This is a genomic window from Ferruginibacter sp. SUN002, assembly GCF_050611725.1.
Lineage (GTDB): Bacteria > Bacteroidota > Bacteroidia > Chitinophagales > Chitinophagaceae > Ferruginibacter.
The window spans coordinates 1,190,887-1,213,646 of the sequence record NZ_JBODJB010000001.1 but is presented as its reverse complement, the minus strand read 5'-3'; the positions used below and the strand labels follow the sequence as shown (position 1 = coordinate 1,213,646).

The 22,760-nt window shown below is 38.6% G+C and carries 10 protein-coding genes; 6 read left to right on the top strand and 4 right to left on the bottom strand.

What is annotated here, in order from left to right:
* Positions 1–48: 48 nt before the first annotated feature.
* Together ACQ33O_RS05340 and ACQ33O_RS05335 are read right to left on the bottom strand one after the other, a co-directional pair.
* Positions 49–774 (bottom strand): ferredoxin--NADP reductase, encoded by a 726-nt coding sequence (locus ACQ33O_RS05340; RefSeq protein ID WP_430994533.1) that lies wholly within the window; start codon positions 772–774, stop codon positions 49–51.
* A gap of 119 nt (positions 775–893) precedes the next feature.
* The gene (locus ACQ33O_RS05335; RefSeq protein WP_430994532.1) at positions 894–6,098 is read right to left on the bottom strand and encodes a S8 family serine peptidase; all 5,205 of its coding nucleotides are present in this window, start codon (positions 6,096–6,098) and stop codon (positions 894–896) included.
* A gap of 211 nt (positions 6,099–6,309) precedes the next feature.
* On the opposite strand from ACQ33O_RS05335, the gene mfd reads away from it, so the two are divergent.
* Entirely contained in the window at positions 6,310–9,726 is a 3,417-nt protein-coding gene (mfd, locus tag ACQ33O_RS05330) for a transcription-repair coupling factor (RefSeq protein ID WP_430994531.1), read from the top strand.
* Positions 9,727–10,122: 396 nt separating this feature from the next.
* The gene (locus tag ACQ33O_RS05325; protein WP_430994530.1) at positions 10,123–12,285 is read left to right on the top strand and encodes a T9SS type A sorting domain-containing protein; all 2,163 of its coding nucleotides are present in this window, start codon (positions 10,123–10,125) and stop codon (positions 12,283–12,285) included.
* On the opposite strand, the gene ACQ33O_RS05320 is transcribed toward ACQ33O_RS05325, so the two are convergent.
* On the bottom strand, positions 12,269–12,589 hold the full coding sequence (locus ACQ33O_RS05320) for a hypothetical protein (protein ID WP_430994529.1): 321 nt from the start codon (positions 12,587–12,589) through the stop codon (positions 12,269–12,271). The genes ACQ33O_RS05325 and ACQ33O_RS05320 overlap by 17 nt on opposite strands.
* Before the next feature lie 76 nt (positions 12,590–12,665).
* Here ACQ33O_RS05320 and ACQ33O_RS05315 point away from each other — a divergent pair, with 76 nt between their 5' ends.
* Together ACQ33O_RS05315 and ACQ33O_RS05310 are read left to right on the top strand one after the other, a co-directional pair.
* The gene (locus ACQ33O_RS05315) at positions 12,666–18,980 is read left to right on the top strand and encodes a gliding motility-associated C-terminal domain-containing protein (RefSeq protein ID WP_430994528.1); all 6,315 of its coding nucleotides are present in this window, start codon (positions 12,666–12,668) and stop codon (positions 18,978–18,980) included.
* Between the two features lie 61 nt (positions 18,981–19,041).
* On the top strand, positions 19,042–20,157 hold the full coding sequence (locus ACQ33O_RS05310) for a PorP/SprF family type IX secretion system membrane protein (protein ID WP_430994527.1): 1,116 nt from the start codon (positions 19,042–19,044) through the stop codon (positions 20,155–20,157).
* Positions 20,158–20,224: 67 nt separating this feature from the next.
* Here ACQ33O_RS05310 and ACQ33O_RS05305 read toward each other — a convergent pair whose 3' ends face one another.
* Entirely contained in the window at positions 20,225–20,398 is a 174-nt protein-coding gene (locus ACQ33O_RS05305) for a hypothetical protein (RefSeq protein ID WP_430994526.1), read from the bottom strand.
* 953 nt (positions 20,399–21,351) lie between these two features.
* Between ACQ33O_RS05305 and ACQ33O_RS05300 the strand changes: the two genes are divergently transcribed.
* Complete coding sequence (locus ACQ33O_RS05300) at positions 21,352–21,591, top strand: hypothetical protein (RefSeq protein WP_430994525.1); 240 nt, start codon at positions 21,352–21,354, stop codon at positions 21,589–21,591.
* Positions 21,569–22,750, top strand: a complete 1,182-nt coding sequence (locus tag ACQ33O_RS05295; RefSeq protein WP_430994524.1) for a Shedu immune nuclease family protein — start codon at positions 21,569–21,571, stop codon at positions 22,748–22,750. The genes ACQ33O_RS05300 and ACQ33O_RS05295 overlap by 23 nt, the downstream gene beginning before the upstream one ends.
* Positions 22,751–22,760 lie beyond the last annotated feature (10 nt).

Sequence of the window (22,760 nt, the reverse complement as noted above, 5' to 3'; positions counted from 1 at the left end):
AAAAGTCTGATAAAAAATATCAGACTTATATAAAAAACATTATCGATCTTATCCGTACAATTCCTGATGAATAGCTTTTCTATCATAGCCAATTGCCTGAATGGTTTGTTTAGCTTCATCGATCATCGCTTTCCATCCACACAAGAAGAAGCAAGCTTCCTGCTTATCCTTGCATAATTCTTTATATACTGCATGCACATACCCTTTCCCAGCACCCTCCCAGTCTTCTCTCGATAAAACAGGATGATAATGGAAACCCGGCAATTCTTTTTCGAGTTGACGCAACTCATCGTAATACAACAGGTCTTTTTGTGTACGACAGCCAAATATCAAATGAACATTTTTGTGTTCAATATTTTTAAGCTTGATATTATTTACCATGCTACGGAAAGGAGCAATTCCGGTACCGGTTGCAATTAGGAAAATATCTTTAGCAAAATTTTCTTCGTGTAATGTAAAAACACCAACAGGGCCACGTAGTGTTAACTCACTTCCTTCTTTCACTTCATTAAATAAATAGGTAGTTCCTGCACCGCCTTCGAGCAATACAATGCAAAGCTCGAAAACATTAGTGCCGTCGGGCCAACTGGAAATAGAGTAACTGCGCCAGCGTTTATTCGGCTTTTCGTGTATGGGAAGATCAAGTGTAACAAATTGTCCGGGTTTAAAATCGAATGATGTAAGTTCCGGCACTTGAATAAAAAATCGACGTGTGTTGTAAGTTTGTTGTTCAATTTTGATAACCTTACCTACACGCCATGGTTCAACAGGCATAATCGTTATTTTTAGTTTGGCAATAATACAAAGAAACTCAAAAGAAAAAACACTTTTGCATATTAGCCTTACTGATATTTATGCAAACGTTGCCGTTTAGCTGAGTAATACAAGTTAGATCAATTGCCTAAAACATCTAGTTTATAAGTTGGTAAAACGGTCAGTGTTGCATTCGTATTCACCCGAATACTTTTAACAGTTGCATTAGCGGTTACCGTGGGATAAACACTTAGGCCGGAAGGAATGACAACATCGGTATATTGATCAGGCACTACGCCGCAACTCCAGTTAGTTGCTGTAAACCAGTCATTGTTCGTTGTACCTGTCCATACAGAAGTGAAATGAAGCACATTATCCGGACCATTTACACCGTTTACTACACATCGGTATTTATATCCGGCATTAGAACCGGGCAAATTGATCAATTGCAGGGTGTTTGTTGTTGCGCCGGAATAATTTGCACCATTAATAATATTCGTATAACCTGTACCGTTATTTACCTGCCATTGAAATGAACTGCCATAATTTGATGCTTTAAAAGTTAAAGTATTTCCGATACAAGCACTAACTGCAGCCGGAGCAATAGTAGCCTTACTCAACCAGAACTCACTTAAACTATTAACTGTAAATTCAGCGTAGTAACCACTGTCGTACGGAATAATGGTAGTATTGTCGGGCAAAATAAAAGAGTAATAACCTGAAAAATTATCTGCAATGGTTCCATTTTCATTTGCAGTATTACCACTGAATTTGGTTACTCCCAGTTCGTATGGGTCGGTTGGCCTTATACAAGTACCGCAACCAATTGCATTGATCAAACTATCAGCTTCAGCTATAGTAAAATACATACGGATACCAATATTTCCGCTTGGAGGATTGCTGCTTTGTATTACAATATTTCTGTTTGCATAATATTGATTGTTGCTGTTTCTGACAATGGCCGTATACGGATAAACTTGTATGGTAGTTGATCCAAGATTATTACCATTGGGATTGATCGCTGCTACCCTTCTTCCCACTGCAGTAAAATTTACCCAATCATTACCACTTACATTTTGAGTAATATTATTAAGCGGTATTCCTGAATAGATCGCAGCTTTATCAAATACATGAACATCATCAATACCAATTCCGGCTTCAGTAACACCGGCATCGCTGCTCAATACAAATCTAAATCGTACAACAGATGCCGTTACAGGAATACCAATACTTGTTGCATGCCATTTTAGTTTTGATGTTTTCCATACATTTAATGCCGTACCATCATACCAGTTCGTTCCACTACCAACCTCTCCAAGTTTTTGCCATGTTGTTCCATCTGTTGAGTATTCAACCCAAGTGTAATCATAGGCAAACTCTATAGAATAAATGTGGCTGAATGCCAGCACAGGTTGCACAAGTCCTGTAAGATCAAAACATGGAGAATATAAATAAGAGGTTTCGTTATTACTGTAATTTCCTATCAAGTTAGTTACCCATGCTTTATTACCATTGGCAGCTTTATTAATAACCGTTTTTGCTGGTGCTCCCCATTGCCATGATGTATTGGTGCCTTTAGCGTAAAAATATCCATCGTTATTTTCAAATCCTTCTAGATAAGGATAACTGTTTATAACCGGACTACTTCTGATCTTAAAATTTAAAAGACTATCATTTTCAGGATAATTATCTCCACTATAGTTTACCCATACTTTAATTGAATAATCTTCAAATGCTGATAGATCTGCAGTTTGTGAAAAAACATAATCCAGCGATTGCAAAGGTTCGATCTCTTTAATGACCTCTGTAACTACCGGTTCATCATTGATCTGATAACTCACTTCAAGATTATTGAATGTGTTGTTATTATAATTTTTTATCTGAACCGTTATCGGTTCTGACGATGACAAACTACATGAACTCGCCGCAGGGGTTACAATTTTTTTCATGACCACATCATTTACAGCAGACTTCAATGTTATATCATCGAAAGTATAACCATCGTCAATATCAATTTCCGGAGCAACTGAATTAGCCGATGTATAACCCTCCTGACCAAACCTGACCTGTGTTGTGGCACTGACGATCTGCGAAGGAATTGCATTATCCAATACCTCATTGATATTGATCACTGCATGAGCCCATTGCCCCAGTTCGGCCTGATTCGTATAAAGGTCATATGCTTCTACCCATGCATCATTTTCACTACCCCTTACCCATACTTTATTTGAGGGATTATTTGACTGTCCATGATTTCGATAATAAAAATCATACCGCAACTGTGTGCCCACCTGTGTTACCAGATTGTAACTGAAGGTCAGTGAATCGACTGTTGTGCTCTCACTCAAAGGAGTCTGATCAAGTGTCATAGCTTTGATACCGGTTTTTGCAAAGCCGGTGTTTACAAAAGATCTTGCTCTTCCCTTAGTTGAATTAGCTGAAAAATCAAGTCGCTGATTATCGCCTATTGCCATTGTTCCGTTAATAAAACTGCCGGCGGGCATTGTTTCGAACCCTTCAAAAACAGGTAATGTATGAATGGTATCATTCATAATCAGCTTTACAACTTTAAATGCTGTATCATTGTTATTTATAAGATCGGGAGTATAATTATTTGTCCATGCTTTAAAATCATAACTAAACCCGTTTGGCAAAATCGGATACATAGTTGAAAAAGTATAGTTTATCGACGCCCCTGCAGGTATTGGTGTATTTACCGTTTCATTAGCAATCAATACACCGTCAACACTATACGAAACATCAAAAGGTGTGGTTACATTAATACTGCCGTTGTTTTTAATACGCACTTTCACCGGTTTCACAGCATTACCTGCATCAACAAAAAACTTTCTGGCCGTAGTCGGCTCAAGAATACTATCTACCTTAATATCGTTATTGAAAACAGCTAGCACACAAACACCGTCGTTAGGTGTAACATTAACTGATACCGAGCGTCTTCCTGGATTAGCTCCATTCTTTGCCCTTACGCCAAACCAATAACTTCCGTGTTTATCCAAATCGGTAATTAAAGCAAAAGTGTCCGTTGTATTGCTGATCACCTGCATACTATCACCTACCAATTTCAAAACATCATATGTTGTAGCCCCGGCTATAGTTTGCCACAGCAACCTAACAGCCCCTTCACAAACATTTGTAGCGGTAACTACCGGCTGACCTAATATCGTAAAATTAAAATCTGTTTGATCAACACTTGCAGTATTATTTTCCGATACTTTTATTAAAGCTGTATTTGTAACTGTGGATGGTACCGTCCATGGATATATAGTTGTTGTGGAAGGAACTGCATTACTTATCGTCGTCCATGCAGCACCGTTATTAGTTGAATATTCAACTGTAAAATTATTTCCGGTATTACCATGTGCATTCCAGCGAATATATTCTTGTTCTCCGGGAACAAGTGTTTCGCCACCCGCCGGATACTCAACCACAATTGCAGGTTTTACAATTTCATAGGTCAATGTATATGAACGTTTGCCAAAGGGCAGAGCAAATCCATTTATATTAACCGAATAATTTCCTGCGGTCGGGTTATCAATTACAATTTGTTCAATATTATTTACATGGTCAATTCCTTGCACAGCATTCGCATTAACATTTGCTGCAGCAGGATTTAAAATGAGCGGTTTGTATAAAACTGAACCAGGTGTTGTAACTGTCAGATCGAGATCATTCACCAATGAATTGGTAGCATTAACTGCTGCTTCTTTATCATTCCAATAAAGTAAAATTTTCAATTTGTTTGCCGACTGTGCCAGACTGATTGTATGCAATTTATTTTCTCCATTGCTGATACTATCAATAATATATCTGCTGCTGTCTATCGCTTCCACAGCCCTTCTTGCATTTAACATCCCAAATCCGAATGTATAATCCGGGCCTGGATTTCCAATATCTTCAGCAGTGTTACAAGCAATCGCTTTTATTAACGCAGCAGAAGGATCACTCCCTGCATGTAATTGACGGTATCGTTCATAAACCAATGCAAGTGCTCCTGCCACAGTTGGTGCAGACATGCTGGTACCGTTTGCAGAATCATATCTGTTGTTTTTCATTGCAGATATAATTTGAAAACCTCCTGCACATATCTCAGGTTTAATTCGGCCGTCTTGCACAGGGCCTCTACCGCTAAATGATGCAACTGTATAATCAAGGGTTTTTATTGAACCAACTGTTAAGGCATTCTTTGAACATTGCCATCCAGATTTTACCGTTGCAAAAGATTTTGGATATGGAGAACATGTTAGCTCTCCATCATTACCTGCCGCTACAATATGCAATAACTGCGGAAAATTATTTGTCTGCTCATCTGCAAAAATGCTGAATTCATCATACTCACCTTCACCAATACATCCATTCTGGCCTGCATAATAAGAGTTATTCGTAATAACCATATTGTAGTCATTCACATAAGTAGGTGCATTGGTGATGATATCACTAAAAAACTGACTAACAATAGTTGACTTAGGAGCCATGCCATGATTCTTCACATTCAGAATACCTGCACCTGCTGCAGTTGCAGATGTATGCGTACCATGATCTTCAAAGATCCAGGGAGTTCTGTTGATCAATCTTCCGGAAAAATCAATGTGAGATGAGATATCTGCATTGTCGCCAACTCCAATAGTAACATTTCGTCCGTTCAGGTTTTTACCAACACTTATATTTAGACTACTGATTCCATGAGCGCCTATATTTTTATAATTAAGCGGCTTATCTTTTAACGATTGCAGGCTGATGTATTTTACAAAAGGCATTGCAGCAATCGAATCTAAAATAGATTTATCTTGTTCGATAAAGATCACATTAGCCGTTGCTTGTTTAGCAAAATGAATTTTTGCGCCTGCATTGATCAGTTCTTTCTCGGCAATAGCTTTATCCATAGATCCATAAAGACTTACAGCATAAAACAGCGGATCTTCTTTATCGTTCAATAAAACATTTGTCCTGATCTTTTCATCAACTTTGTATGACGCACTCAAAGAAACTATTGAAGCAATTGCATAGTTTTTTGAAGATGAGAAATCGAACCCTTTTTTTATACTTGCCAGATAAGTTGTTCCCGATATGTAGTTATCTAAATTGATTCCGTTTGATTTCAATTTGGCTAGAAGCGCTTCTGTTGGGATGGATGAGAATTGGATCAAAACATAATACTTATCTCTAAACATCATTTTGGAAATACTTTCCCTTTTAAAACTTCCTTGAAGTATATTCCTTTCGGTTTTAACAGCTCCTGTTTTGAGCATAATAAAACTATTATCTTTCTGTGCAAAAAGCAATGTCGATAAGGCAATAAAAGCAGTTGTGAAAGAGATTTTTTTCATTACAAGAATTTACTCAGGATGTACCGGACTTTATAACAAGTCAAATTTATACATAAATCCTTTTAAAAGACAGCATTGTTAAATGTTTTGTTGCCTGTATTACTTATATATTATTCAGAAATTTTAGGACTTCCGCCAGTCTTCAGACGTCCTGACTTAATGCTCATATTATGAAGTGATAATTTGAACGCATCAATTATCTTTGCAGCCGATGAATTTGGAGGTGTTGTTGAAAGAGTATGGTAATGACTCCCGCTGTTTTCAAATAGTGGACAGACTCCTATTACCTCAACCGCAGCAAATACACCTGAGTGGTGTCCATGGAAGTGCTGCTCAATTCCTCATAGCCGCTATATTCAATGATGAAGCATCGGCTCAATTGAACCATCTGGTCATTGTAAGAGATGCAGAAGAAGCGGCTTACTTTCATAATAGTTTAGAAAATATCACCAAGGCTTTAAACCTATTTTATTTCCCGTCTTCCTTTAAAAATAATAAAAACTTCAGGCTACTCAACAGCAGCCATGTTATGCTGCGTACGGAAGCATTGACAAAACTGGCTGCACATAAAAATAGAAATCTGATCATTACCTATGGCGAAGCCTTATTCGAAAAGGTTGTTCTATCAAAAACACTTTCGGAAAATATCATTTCAATAAAACAAAATGATACGATCGATGTAAATAATATTCTTAGCAAATTTGTTGACTATGGTTTTGAAAGAACGGATTTTGTTTATGAACCGGGCCAGTTTGCTGTAAGAGGCGGAATTCTGGATATTTATTCTTTCGGAAATGAAAAACCTTATAGGATAGAACTTTTCGGAAACGAAGTTGACAGTATAAGAATCTTTGATCCGGAATCACAATTAAGCGAAAGGAAGTTGTTACAGGTAAATATCATTCCGAATATTGATATACTGCAAAATGAAACCGGCGAAAAAGTTTCGCTGTTAGAATTTCTCCCGGAAAACACTGTAGTATGGACAAATGACTGGAATTATATTAAAGATAAGATCGAGCAGGAAGAAGGATTTTTAGAACTGGCAATTGCAAATGAGCAATCGGCAACAGATAATGCACAACAAATTGAAGAAGAAGATTCATTGCATATTAAAAAGGAGATCAATGTTGAGGATTTTACTACTGCAACTGAATTAGAAAACCTTATTAGTAAAAAACATATTGTTGAATTTGGAAGTAAATCTAATTTTCAGACAAATGCACAATCTGTAAGATCCAATATTCAATATTCAATTCAGGAACAGCCTGCATTTAATAGACAGTTTGATCTGCTGATAAAAGACCTTAAGGATTATGAAACAAAGAAATACAACATTTATCTCTTTGCAGAAAATCCAAAACAATTGGAAAGACTTCATGTCATTTTCACCGATCTTAAAGCAGAGATCAATGTTATTCCTATAGCAACCAGTATTCATGAAGGTTTTGTTGATCATGACCTGAAAATTGTTTGTTATACCGATCACCAGATCTTTCAACGTTACCATAAGTATAAAGTAAAACAAGCTTTTAGTAAGAACAAAGCACTTACTTTAAAAACCTTGAAGGAACTTCAGCCCGGCGATTTTGTTTCACATATAGATCACGGAGTAGGTATCTATAGCGGATTACAGAAGATCGATGCGAACGGCAAAATGCAGGAAGCAGTTCGCATTCAATACAAAGATGGCGACCTGCTGTATGTAAACATTTCTTCTCTACATAAAATAAGCAAGTATAGCGGTAAGGAAGGCAGTGTTCCCAAAATGAATAAACTTGGTAGTGATGTATGGAATAAATTAAAAGAAAAAACCAAAAAACAAGTAAAAGACATTGCATCTGATCTGATAAAATTATATGCAGAGAGAAAAAGCCGTGAAGGCTTCTCTCACAGTCCGGATAATTATATGCAAACAGAGTTGGAAGCAAGTTTTATTTATGAAGACACTCCGGATCAGGCCAAAGCAAGTGAAGATGTAAAACGTGATATGGAAAAAGCTTCGCCGATGGACAGACTCGTGTGTGGTGATGTAGGTTTCGGTAAAACGGAAGTTGCTATCAGAGCTGCTTTTAAAAGTTGTTGCGACAACAAACAGGCTGCTGTACTTGTTCCAACAACCATTTTGGCTTATCAGCATTATAAAACATTTGGCGAAAGATTGAAAGATTTTCCTGTTAAAGTAGATTTCATCAATCGTTTTAAATCTGCTAAAGAAAAAAAGGAAACCTTGCAAAAATTGGCCGAAGGAAAGATTGATATCATCATTGGCACACATGCCTTACTAAGTAAAGATGTTAAGTTCAAAGATCTTGGTGTAATGATCATTGATGAAGAACAAAAGTTTGGAGTTGCTGCAAAAGAAAAATTAAAACAGATAAGAGCCACTGTCGATTCTTTGACACTTACGGCAACGCCTATACCAAGAACATTACAATTCAGTTTGATGGGCGCAAGAGACCTGAGCATCATTAATACACCACCACCGAACAGACAACCGATACAGACCGAAGTAATGGTATTTAATGAAGATACCATTAGAGATACCATATATTATGAAACAGAAAGAGGCGGACAGGTTTTCTTCATACACAACAGGGTAAACGGTTTGCCCGAAATGAAGGCTTTGATTCAATCGCTGTGCCCCGATCTGAGTATTGCATTTGCACATGGCCAAATGGATGGCGATCAATTGGAAGATACCATCCTCGATTTCATGGATAAAAAATATGATGTATTGGTTTGTACCAATATTGTAGAAAGTGGTGTAGACATACCTAATGTAAATACTATTATTGTAAACAATGCACATCAGTTCGGATTAAGTGACCTGCATCAGCTAAGAGGGCGAGTTGGACGAAGTAATAAAAAAGCGTTTTGTTATTTACTGGCACCACCAATGAGCACACTACCTGCCGACAGCAGAAAACGTCTTTCAACTTTAGAGCAACATAGCGAACTGGGCAGTGGCTTTCAAATAGCTATGAGAGATCTCGACATTCGTGGTGCCGGCAATATGCTCGGAGGTGAGCAAAGCGGATTCATTGCAGAAATAGGCTTTGAAATGTATCAGAAAATTCTGGACGAAGCCATCAGAGAATTAAAACGCAGTGAATTCAGAGATCTCTATAAAGAAGAAATTGCTCAGCAAGATGACTTTGTGAGCGATTGTACCATTGATACTGACCTGGAAATTCTGATCCCCGACAGTTATGTTGAAAGCATTACCGAGAGATTAAGTCTTTATTCAAGATTGGATAATTGTGAAACAGAAGAAGATCTTGAAAAATTCCACAAAGAAATGCAGGATAGATTCGGCCCCATTCCTACCCAGGTAGAAGACCTTTTTACAACTGTAAGATGCAGAAAAATTGCAATAGAGTTAGGTTTTGAAAAAATGCTGCTGAAAAACGATGCACTCAAATGTTTCTTTGTCAGCAACCCCGATAGCCCTTATTTCCAGAGCGAAGTTTTTATGGGCCTTCTCCAATTTCTTCAAAAAGGAACCAATAAAGCCAAATTAAAACAGGTTGGCAAAAATGGAATTTTAACCGTTGATGACATTACTGACATGAATGCGTTGTTCAGTTTTTTAAGCAAGATGATCCTTCATATAAAAACGCTCTAAGTCTAAAATAGTTTTTGTGTTTTGATGTATCTCTAAATGGCTGCTCCATTTTCAAATAAGAAATAACAACCATTTGTTACAGAAAATTTTTTCAAAAAAAAATCAGGAAATCAATTTTTAATGTGTATTTTAGACACAGTATTTTGATTGCGACGATTGCTTGAATGAAAATTTCTCCGAAATTTTTTTCATTGACAGAATGATAAAATAGTTTTTAAGGATCCCTGAAACTATCTCTACTACTGTGTTTTAACGAATTGATGTTTTTGATCGTACAAAGAAGAGATAATTTGAGACCTACTATTAAAGTGTATTATTTACACAATAAATATCCTGAATAGAAAACCGGAAATGATTCCATATATATTCAGAAACTTAAATATAAAGCCACCTACAATGAAAAAAACATTACCACTTCTTTCCTTACTTTTTTCTTTGATCGCCGTATCCGTTTCGGCACAAAATTTAATTACCAATGGTGATTTTGAAAGTGGCGGAGCCGGTACAGGATTTACCACAAATTATTTTCTTACATCTGGTCCATCGGTACAAAGAAATTATGCCATTGTAAGTAATCCTAATACAATTAATCCGGTATGGAGCAGCGCTTGTGTAGATCATACATCGGGAACAGGCAAAATGATGGTGGTTGATGGAGCTTCAAGTTCGGGTGACAAAATATGGGAACAACAACCCGGTGGCGGTATTCCGGTTACATCCGGTACAGAATATACATTCAGTTACTGGATACAATCTATCTCTACAACAAACGCAACTGCTAACCTGGCTAACATAGAGGTAAGGGTTAATAATACTGTAATGACACCAACTACGGGAAGTACTATTTGTCCTGAAACATTATGCGGATGGACAAAGGTGACCTATAAATGGACAGCCACATCGGGCTTTGCACAAATATGGTTGTATGATAAAACAACTGTTGCAACAGGTAATGATTTTGCATTAGATGATCTATCTCTTGTTGCGACACCACCCCCTTTAGCGGTAAGTTATGCTGTTATCGACCCATCTTGCCCTAATAGCAGCGATGGTGTAATTTCTGTTTATGCAACAGGTGGAGTGCCTCCCTATACATATAGTTTAAACAATGGGGTTTTTTCTTCAAACTCAGTATTTACAGGGCTTGCAGCATCTACAGGGAATTTTGTTGCAGTAAGAGATGCGTCCTCCCCTACACCAACTTCTGTCAACAGTAGCGCCACCATCAATGTAGTTGCACCAACCAATCCATTAACCGTTAGATCAGATACAACGATTGATGCAGGCGCCACAGTAATTTTAAATGCTACAGGGAGTAATGGCAGTTATGCATGGGTAGCCGTACCTGCAGATGCAACACTTACATCGCCTAATACTGCTAATCCTACAGTAAACCCTTTAGTAACCACAACGTATACTGTTACTACACCAAATACAAGTGTACAAAATTTTATTGCCAACCCGGGTTTTGAAAGTGGCAATGTTGGTTTTACGAGCAGCTATACATTCTATACCAATACAACCAATCAAAAAGCATATGGCATAACAACCGATCCTCAATTATTCGATAATTTCTTTGTGTCAACAACAGATCATAGCGGTACAGGTAATATGATGGTGATTGATGGATCTACACAAAACAGTGGCAATGATATATTCTGGTCGCAAACTATTCCAGTTACACAAAATACAGATTACACATTTAGCTATTGGTTGCAAACCGTTGCTACACCTAATCCGGCACAGATACAAACACTAATAAATGGAGCTCCCATCACAGGCAATCTATTTACAAGCATTGCTACAGCAACTGCTACACCAACCGGTTGGAGCCAGATAAGTTATAATTGGAACTCAGGCTCTAGCACTACTGCTGTAATCAGCATGAATGATTTTACAACCGATGCAACAGGCAATGATTTTGCAATAGATGATATTGTTTTCAGTAAGCCGGTAGCCTGTAGTTTATCAAGATCTGTTGTAGTAACAGTGAATGATATTGCACCTGTTGAATTAGTTAGTCTGTCAGCAGAATGGCAAGACAATAGCCAAACCAATGCTATTGTAAGATGGCAAACCGTTACAGAGATCGGCACCAGTTATTTTGTTGTTGAAAGAAGTACAGATGGGATTCATTTTACTAATGCAGGAACACAGGCCGGAGCAGGCAATAGCAATACAGCTTTGAATTACAAACTAACAGACAATGATCTTTCAACCCTGTCAACTATTTTTTATTATAGATTGAAAGAAGTAGATGTTAACGGAAATATCTCTTACAGTCGTGTTGTTTCGATCAAAAGAAATCCAAACATCGGACGTATCACTATTTCACCAAATCCTACAACAGGTATTATTTATTTGTCGAACGGACAACCAATAAAAGCATTCATAGTATACGACGCTATCGGAAGAAAAATATATGCTGCAAAAGAAGAAATAAATAATTCAAGAAGAATAAACCTTAGTAACCTTTCATCGGGAGTATATGTATATGCAGTGATCTATAAGGATAATCGCACTGAAAACGGAAAAGTAATTATTAAGAGAAGTAATTAATATAAAATACTGTAACAGCAGTAACGTTCTTAAAGATCAAACCACTGCTGTTATTTGTTAAATTGATCAAATCAGTAAACAGCATTTCGCCAATAAAGCGCATCTGATAGGGGTGTTTTTTTGTTTGAGAATGTGTCGGATTGTTGATTAATGTGTATTTTGTAGACCCTTTGGATAGGTCAGAACGATAATCGGTTGATATGATCTCTTTTCTCAATTGGTTGGAAAAGATGATTTTTTTGTTACCTGAATAAATCTTGATTAAAGGATCTGTTGTGTATCCAAAGTCTTTAATTTTCAACAATGTGTATTTTTTACATAAGCGTTTAAAACAAATCTGAAAAATCGAACATAGAAATAATATGCATAATAGCTTGTTCATGAAAAAATTTATCCGACAGTTTTCTCTGTTTCCAATATGGGCAAAAAACTGTTTTGTCTTATTCATCATTCTTGTTGCTTGTGATAAAGGTTACGCACAAAACCTGATCACAAATGGCGATTTTGAAACCTCCGGTGGATTTACTTCAAATTATTTCATTACCGCCGGACCAAACAGCAATCAAAGAGAATATGCAGTGGTAAGCAACCCTGCTACGATCAACCCAAATTTCAGCAGCTCCTGTACAGGCATGGGAGGTAGCGGAAAGATGATGGTGGTTGATGGAGGAACTTCTGCTTCCGATAAAGTATGGGAACAACAACCCGGAGGAGGTATACCCATCATTACCGGTGCAACATATATTTTCAGTTACTGGATACAATCTATCTCTGTTACCAATGCTCCGGGAAATTTAGCAGACATTGAAGTAAGATTAAATAATACCGTACTTACACCAACCAGTGGAAGTACAGTTTGCCCTGCTACACTTTGCGGTTGGACACAGGTTACGTATACATTTGTAGCACCCAGTGGTTTTGCACAGATATGGCTATTTGATAAACAAACATCCGGAACCGGAAATGATTTTGCGCTGGATAACCTTTCTTTAACCAAAGTTCCTGACCCACTAACGGTAACGTATGCAGCAGTAAATCCAACTTGTCCGAATGGTTCTGATGGTTTTATTACTGCTTATCCTGCAGGCGGTGTTCCTCCATATAGCTATACACTTAATGGAACAACAACGAATAGCAATGGTGTATTTACAGGATTATCAGCTTCTACAGGAAATACAATAGTAGTAACTGATGCTGCTTCTACCCCTGCTACAAAAACCGTTTCAGGCATCACACTAACAAATCCGACAGATCCATTAACAGTTACCGGTAATACACCGATCTGTGCAGGTGCATCGGCAAATCTGTCTGCAAATGGAGGTTCATCCGGTATCTACAATTGGACATCCAGCCCGGTTGACCCTACTTTAGGTGCCACAGGTTCTAATCCAACTGCAAATCCAACAACAACTACAACTTACTACGTTACTACCAATCATACCACCATAAAAGAATTAATTTATAATGGTCATTTTGACAATAGTACAAATCTTGGTTTTAATTCCGATTATGCTAATATTCCGAATAATGATGCCAACAAAGTTCAAAAAGCATTTGGCATTCAGGTAAATCCAAAAACATTCGAATCAGGTTTTTCGCTTTGCCCCGATCATACAACCGGAAGCGGTAATCAAATGGTGGTAGATGGCTCTACAGTTGCAAACGATAAGGTATGGTCACAAACAGTACCGGTAACACCGGGCACTACTTACACGTTTTCTTATTATGTACAGACCGTATCAGGCAGTAGTCCTGCACAAATAGAAACACAGATAAATGGAAGCCCTATTACCGGCGTAGCAGTTACAAGCAGATTTACGTCAGTTGCTACCGCATGTAACTGGAGTAATGTAACCTATACATGGAACTCCGGTGCTGCATCATTAGCAACTATTGCGCTGATAGACAGAAACACTGCTGCGGCAGGCAACGATTTTGCATTAGATGACCTTTCTTTCTATACAACTTCTATTTGTCCGCTGACAGACAGTATAAAAATAACTGTAAACCCTGCCGGAACTCCTGTAACAGGTTTTTCATACGCATCTCCGGTTTGTAAGAATGGCACCAATCCTTCTCCAACAAAAGATCCGGGATTTTCTAACGGAGGTGTATTCTCTTCAACAGCAGGTTTATCAATTAACGCTTCAACAGGAGTTATTGATCTTGCAACAAGTACACCAAATACTTATACCGTTACTTATACTTATGCGGCATCCGGATGTAATCCATTAGCAAGCAGTACGGCAAACATTACCATCAATCCTGCGCCTGTTGCAGGTACATTAAGTGGCAATCAAAATATTTGTGTGGGTGGAAATACAACATTCAGTTCCACCGTTGCAGGCGGAACATGGAGCAGTGCCGATATCACCAAAGCTACCATCAACTCATCAACAGGTGCAATTACAGGTATTGCAGCAGGTACTGTTACAATGACTTATACAGTAACAGGAACGGGTGGCTGCAGTAATGCAACGGCAACAAGAGATGTAACCGTTACAGCTGCACCTGTTGCAGGAACATTAAGTGGCAACCAATCTATTTGTGTGGGTGGAAGTACAACATTTAGTTCTACCATTGCAGGCGGAACATGGAGCAGTGCCGATATCACCAAAGCTACCATCAACTCATCAACAGGTGCAATTACGGGTATTGCAGCAGGTACTGTTACAATGACTTATACAGTAACAGGAACGGGTGGCTGCAGTAATGCAACAGCAACAAGAGATGTAACCGTTACAACTGCACCGATAGCAGGAACGTTAAGTGGCAATCAATCTATTTGTGTTGGTGGAAACACAACATTTAGTTCTACCATTGCAGGCGGAACATGGAGCAGTGCCGATATCACCAAAGCTACCATCAACTCATCAACAGGTGCAATTACGGGTATTGCAGCTGGTACTGTTACAATGACTTATACAGTAACAGGTACGGGTGGGTGCAGTAATGCAACGGCAACAAGAGATGTAACCGTTACAGCTGCGCCGATAGCAGGAACGTTAAGTGGCAATCAATCTATTTGTGTTGGTGGAAACACAACATTTAATTCTACCGTCGCTGGTGGTTCATGGAGCAGCAGCGATATTACAAAAGCTACCATCAACTCATCAACAGGTGCAATTACTGGTATTGCAGCAGGTAATGTAACAATGACTTACACAGTAACAGGTACGGGTGGGTGCAGCAATGCAACAGCGACAAGAGATGTGACTGTTACAGCTGCGCCTGTTGCAGGCACGCTTAGCGGCAACCAGAATATTTGTATCACCGGAACAACAACATTTAGTTCCACTGTTGCCGGTGGTATATGGACAAGCGGGGATATTACCAAAGCAACTATCAATGCTTCCACAGGAACAATAACACCGCTTGCAACCGGTACCGTTACTATGACGTATACAGTAACCGGAACAGGTGGTTGCAGCAATGTGGACGCAACAAGAGATGTTATCATATCAGCAATCCCTACTGCCGGAACATTAAGCGGCAACCAGAATATTTGTGTTGGTGGTTCTTCAACATTCAGCTCTACTGTTTCTGGTGGTACATGGAGCAGCAGCGACATTACAAAAGCAACCATCAATGCTTCAACAGGTGTAATAAATGCTATAGCTGCAGGTACGGTTACCATGACATATACGATAACAGGTTCAGGTGGTTGCAGCAATGCAACAGCAACCAGAAGTGTAACAGTTACAGCCGCACCAATTGCAGGAACCTTAAGTGGCAATCAAAATATTTGTATTTCAGGAACGACGACATTCAGTTCTACTGTTGCCGGAGGTACTTGGACCAGTGCAGATATTACCAAAGCAACCATCAATCCATCGACCGGTTTAGTAACGGCCATAGCAGCAGGAACAATTGCAATGACATACACCGTTGTTGGAACAGGCGGTTGTAGTAATGCTACGGCAACAAGAAATGTTATTATCGCCTCTACCCCAACTGCAGGAACATTGAGCGGCAATCAGAACGTTTGTGTAGGTGGCAATACTACTTTCAGCTCAACAATTCCGGGAGGAGTATGGAGTTCTTCAGATATTACAAAAGCATCTATCAACTCTACAACCGGTGTAATAACCGGAAACACTGTTAGTTCTGCTACCATAACCTACACTATAACGGGAACGGGTGGTTGTAGTGATGCCTCTGCAACAAGAACCATTACTGTAAATCCATTATTAGCGCTAAGTGCCGAAACAAAAACCTGTGAACCCGGCAATGTTGGTTATAGAGTCAGCTTCACTGCCACTGCCGGTAATGCTGCATACACTGCTACAGGCTCAGGCGCTCCGGGTATATGGGTGGGTAATACATGGACAAGCGGCATCATTGCAGCAGGAGCAAATTATTCTATTAATGTGCAAGATGTAAATGCTTGCAATACCGTAACCGTAGCCGGTACAGCTCCGGATTGTACCTGCCCTGCTAAAGCAGTTGTAAGTGGTGGTGGATCTGCTTGTGCAGACGGTACCAAGTTGACAGTAAGCATTGCATTATCCGGCACTGCACCGTGGAATATTGTTTATACAAATGGAACGACCTCTACTCCTGTAAATAATATTCTTACATCGCCTTACACATTCCAAACAGATGTAGCAGGTACATATGTTGTAACATCAGTATCAGATGCAACTTGTACAGGAACTTCATCAGGGAATGCATTGGTAAATATTATTCCAATGCCAACAGCTTCTATTTCAGGAACAACTTCTATTTGTCCGAACACAACAACAAACATCACATTTACCGGAACAGCTAATGCAATTGTTACATACACTGTGAATGGAGGAGCAAATCAAACGATCACATTAGATGCTACAGGTGCTGCATCTCTAACAACACCCTCCTTAAACAGCCCTACTACTTATGCATTAGTGAGTGTTGCTACTGCAGGGCCAACTGTTTGTACACAAGCGGTAAGTAGTTCAGCAGTTGTATCTATTAATCCTGCTATCACACCGGTTACAGGTTTTAGTTATTCTCCCAATACTGTTTGCTTAAATGGCACAGCCCCTACTTTTGTTCCGGCTGCAGGATTTACAACCGGAGGTATATTCACTGCAACACCGGCAGGTCTTAGCGTTGATGCAAATACCGGAGTCATTAATCTTGGAGGAAGTGTATCAAATACTTATACTGTTACTTATACTGTTGCGGCATCAGGTTGTTCGCCTGCTGGTAGCAGTACAACTAATCTCTCCATAACAGGACTTACAACACCTGTTACCGATTTCAGTTATACACCAAATACAATTTGTGTAAACGGAACAAACCCAACATTAACAACAGCAGCAGGTTTTGCAACTGGCGGCACTTACTCGGCTACACCAGCCGGTCTTAATATCAATGCAAGTACGGGAGCCATTACTATTGCCGGCAGTTTACCAAATGTATATACCATTACATATAGTGTAGCAGCAACAAGTTGCTCTGTAGCTAAAAGTAGTTCAACTACAATAACAATTGTTGATCTTCCGGCAACACCAACAGTAAATGTAACAACCCCAACCTGTACATCGCCTACTGCAACCATAACAGTAACAAGTACACGAACAGGATTGACATTCAGCAACGATGGTGTTAACTATACCAATACCACAGGCATTTTTACCGGTATCGTTGCAGGCTCGTCGTACAGTATTACTGCTAAGAACAGTAACGGCTGTATCTCTCAAGCAGCAACAGGAACAGTAGGCACTGTACCGGGAGCTCCGGCAGGACCAACCGTTACCGTTACTCCGCCAACCTGTACCGTTGCTACAGCAACCATAACAGTAACATCGTCAACAACAGGTGTTACATTTAGTAATGATGGTGTTAATTATACAAATACAACAGGCGTATTCAACAATGTACCGGCAAATTCCAACTATAGCATTACATTGAAAGATGCTGCAGGTTGCATCTCATCGCCTAATACCGGAACAGTTCCTGCACAACCGGCAATACCAGCTGCACCTACGGTTGTTACAACACAGCCTACTTGTAACATTGCTACTGTTACCGTTTCCGTTAGTTCATCAACCACTGGATTGAGTTTCAGTAATGATGGAACCGATTATTCAAACACAACAGGCATATTTAATAGCATCAGTGCAGGTAGTGCATACAGCATTACTGCAAAAAACAGTGCCGGTTGTATTTCTCCGGCAACCGTGGGAACGATCAAAGCACAACCGAAAGCCCCTACCGCCAATGCAGGATCTGATAAAGTTGTGGCCATGGGAGAATCAGTTCAATTAGATGGTGTAGCTACTGGAGACAATATCACCATTCAATGGACACCCAATAGTAATATCACAGGTGCTACTACTGAGAACCCGATCGTTTCGCCTACACAGGATCAGGTGTATACTATGACCGTACGTTCTATTGACGGCTGTACTGCTACCGACAATGTGACTGTGAGATTTTTAAAAGATGTGATCATACCAAATGTGTTCTCTCCAAATGGCGATGGCACCAACGACACCTGGAAGATCACTAACATAGAAGATTATCCGAATGCTTCGGTGGAAGTATTCAACAGATACGGACAATTTATTTTTGGTTCGGTTGGATATACAATTAGATGGGATGGTAAATTTAAAGGTCAGCCGGTACCGGTTGGGCCGTATTACTGGATCATTAAATTAAGACCGGAAAGTAAGCCGATGAGTGGAACGATCTCTGTTGTTAGATAGTTTTGATTTGGAGATTTGGAGATTTGAAAATGAATAGATGTTATTTTTGAAATAAGTTTTTATGATTATAAGAAGTTCAATAAAATTACTACTGTACAAGAGTGCGACGCCAATGCGGACGCACAAAGGTTTGCTGCCGGGTACAAAAAAAATAGTACCGTTTGTTGCAATGCTATGCATTGTAACAAATTTATTTGCCCAGCAAAAGCCACATTACACACAATACATTCTCAACAATTATATTCTAAACCCTGCATTGTCGGGTATAGAAAACTATACAGATGTAAAAATCAGTCACCGACACCAATGGGTAGGCATTAACGATGCCCCGGTTACAACTTATCTTTCTATTCAGGGGCCGTTAGGTAAAAAAGATTATAAGACGAATGCCACTACTCTATTTGAAATGGATGGCGAAAACCCTATTGGCAAAGGGTATTGGGATAATTACGGTGCCTCTGCACCACACCACGGTATTGGCTTGCAGATCGTTAATGACAAGGCCGGACCATTCAATTCATTTTCAATAATGGGTACTTATGCCTACCATATCGGTATCAACGATAAAACAAATTTATCTGCCGGTATTGGTGTTGGTATGAATAAATATTCCATCGACCCAACTAAATTATTCTGGGGACCCGATAACCCTGTCGATCCATCTATACTCAATACAACCGATGATATTGGAACCGCTAAGCTGGATATGAGTGCCGGACTTTGGTTGTACTCCGACAGATATTTTGTTGGTGCATCAGCCGCACAATTAACCGGACAGAAAATAGATTTTTCAGATGGAGCATTGGATACATTAGAACAAGGAAAAAAAGTACCGCACTTTTTTATGACTGCCGGCTACAGGTTTATGTTAAATGAAGATATCAATGTATTGCCGTCGGTAATGGTAAAAAGTGTTTCGCCGGTACCAACACAGGTTGATCTGAATGTAAAAGCTATGTTTAGAAATGCTTACTGGTTGGGTGCCAGTTACCGTGGCAAATATGGTTTTGCAGCTATGGCAGGATTAAATGTATTGAACAGATTCACTGTTTCCTATTCATACGATTATTCAACCACCGCTATACATACGGTGAGCAATGGTACGCATGAGGTAATAGTAGGTTTCATTCTCGGCAATAAATATTCAGACGATACCTGTCCGAAGAATGTGTGGTAGTATTATTGAGCAAAAAGCAGAAGCCCCGCCTATTAGAGCGGGGCTTCTGCTTTAATACATTTACATATTACCAGGCTTTTTTAGCTACACCGTTTTTCACAGCTTCTAAAGCTGTTGCTTCACCCAGCATAGTGGTCATTTTATTCCCTTTCCCGTCGTGGCCTTGAGCCATGTAGCCTCCACGGGCTGTTTTAGTAATTACTGCATCCTGCATCGGAACATTTTTTTCCTTTGTTTTCATGCAATAAGCTGTAAGCATTTGTGACATCGTTGTTGAATTTATGGTTAGTAAATAATGGGTCTGAAGCTCTGCTTCATAGTACAAGCTACTAAAATTATTGGTTTTGTCAAAAAAATGATAGTAACAGGTTGATTTGAAGATATGATGATTTGGAGATTTGATGATTGGGGGCTGTGAACTGTATACCAATATTGAGCTTTGGACAGGGCTGTACGCTTGTAGTCTCGCCAAAGGCGAGAGCTACCGCTGCCATCCCTCAGCCCATCGGCGATAGAATATTGATCAACAAAGATTGCGGCTTACCACTCACTTAAATGCATTTCTATATAGTTTCCCACTTAATTACCAATTTGGCAAGAATAATAGAATACTTTTCCCACTTAGAGTTTAAATAACCTATCTGAATAGGTAGGGCAACCTATTCGAATACGTTATTATAGTGGTGGGCATTAGGTTGGTACACCTATTGTTACCACGTAAAAGACCTATGCAGAATAGGTTGGGTAATTGATAGTTATAGGTTAGCGAAGTGGTAACGATTAGGTTAGTATACCTAATGGTACCTTATAAAAGACCTGTACTGAATAGGTTGGGCAACCAGTAACTATTAGGTTAGTGTACTTATAGCGAATGCCTTGCACAACCTAATCGCATCTATCCCGGACGTATTGGGAATAGGTTTTGTGCTACAAAAAAATAACTTTTTTAAAATTTGAAATTAAGTAACGGAAAAGCATGGGTGGAAGACTTGCGGTAGAAATAAATTTATCGACAGGAATTGGTAGCCCTTTACAAAATCGGTTTACGTAAAATGTCATTGGCGCAACAAACAATACAAAATGTATAATACTAAAGTATTGATTTGTAATTAAGTAGATTTTTTGAGAGTAGTGTAGAATATCATAAATTTACGTGTTGTGTGTAATGCTACGAGACACCCCAAACTTCAAAAGATGAAAATTCAAATTGGCGACGCTGTTAAATCAAAAAATAAAATTGACAGGCTATTTGGAGCCTTAAAAGTTATAGACATAGAAGGAGATTACGCTATTTGTGTTTATTATCTCTTAGACAAAGACTTAAACGGTGACGAAAGACCGACTGCTCTAATTCCAACTGAATCCTCATTTCTTCTGGAGGAACTAACTTTAATTTCGATAAATCAACAAAATGGCAACGACACGAACGGCTAAGCCCAAAACTCTTGTTATTGACAAGAAAGCCAAAACGATAATTTATAATATCGATAAAGATTCAGCTCAGCACAAAGTATTTCAATCAATAAAAATTGTTGGTTTTACTGAATTGCCAAAAGGTTTCTATAAAAAAGGGGCTGGCTTAGATGCGCCAGCGGGGACTTTTCTTGTCAATTCATTAAGGGATACGATAAATATAAAATTCCAATTTGAGATTAATAAAGACCAACCAACAAGTATAAAAAAAATTGGAAGAGGCTTCAAGGTAGTACTTAAATATTCCGATTACTTACAAATTCAAGAAGGGCTGAAAGATATACGAAAAGAAAAAAATGATGTGCTAAGAAATTTTGTTACTTACAAGCTTGGTACGCTATTGACTGAATATTATGAAAAACCTACGAAGCCTTTTGACGACACAAATAATTATCAAGAAGATAGAATTTCTAAAATCATTCATGTAAACCCTAACCTTATTGATACCTTAAGCAAAAATGACATTACTTCAATAGCAGAACTATATCATCAATTGCTTACAAAAAATAAATTGAGCAGTAAACCACAGGATTTAAAAGTAATCGGTAAAACAAAAGACCAAAATGAAAAGCTATATCTTCAAAAAGTTATAGAAAAATTTGAGGAAGACATAACTAAAAAGACACTCTCTGAAAGCCATTGGCAAACATTTTTATCCCAATTTATATTATTATTCAATACTTCGTATGTAAAAGTGCTTGAAAAAATGAGTGTAAGTCTTGCGGGAAAATACCCTGATTTCATGCTTATTGACATCTACAACTTTATTGACATTTATGAAATTAAAAAGCCTTATACCGAACTATTAGAGTATGATGACAGTCGAAATAACTATTATTGGCATAAAGAAGTTTCAAAGGCAATTTCTCAGACAGAAAATTATATACATCAATTAACCAAAAATGCAACCTCTTTTAAAGACGATTTAAAGGAAAAGGGAATTGAAATTAAGGTAGTTCGCCCCAGAGGTTACATCATTGTAGGACACAGTAATCAGTTGGCTGAAGAAAAAAAGCAGAATGATTTTAGATTACTTGCCAATTCACATAAAAACATTGAAATAATCCTATACGATGAGCTCTTGACTAACTTAAAAAATTTAGTCAAACGACTAGAATAATAAAACGACT

Coding starts and splice junctions, on each gene's coding strand:
- ACQ33O_RS05340 (WP_430994533.1), bottom strand. CDS start 774: ATGCCTGTTGAACCATGGCGTGTAGGTAAGGTTATCAAAATTGAACAA.
- ACQ33O_RS05335 (WP_430994532.1), bottom strand. CDS start 6,098: ATGAAAAAAATCTCTTTCACAACTGCTTTTATTGCCTTATCGACATTG.
- mfd (WP_430994531.1), top strand. CDS start 6,310: ATGAATTTGGAGGTGTTGTTGAAAGAGTATGGTAATGACTCCCGCTGT.
- ACQ33O_RS05325 (WP_430994530.1), top strand. CDS start 10,123: ATGAAAAAAACATTACCACTTCTTTCCTTACTTTTTTCTTTGATCGCC.
- ACQ33O_RS05315 (WP_430994528.1), top strand. CDS start 12,666: ATGAAAAAATTTATCCGACAGTTTTCTCTGTTTCCAATATGGGCAAAA.
- ACQ33O_RS05310 (WP_430994527.1), top strand. CDS start 19,042: ATGATTATAAGAAGTTCAATAAAATTACTACTGTACAAGAGTGCGACG.
- ACQ33O_RS05305 (WP_430994526.1), bottom strand. CDS start 20,398: ATGAAAACAAAGGAAAAAAATGTTCCGATGCAGGATGCAGTAATTACT.
- ACQ33O_RS05300 (WP_430994525.1), top strand. CDS start 21,352: ATGAAAATTCAAATTGGCGACGCTGTTAAATCAAAAAATAAAATTGAC.
- ACQ33O_RS05295 (WP_430994524.1), top strand. CDS start 21,569: ATGGCAACGACACGAACGGCTAAGCCCAAAACTCTTGTTATTGACAAG.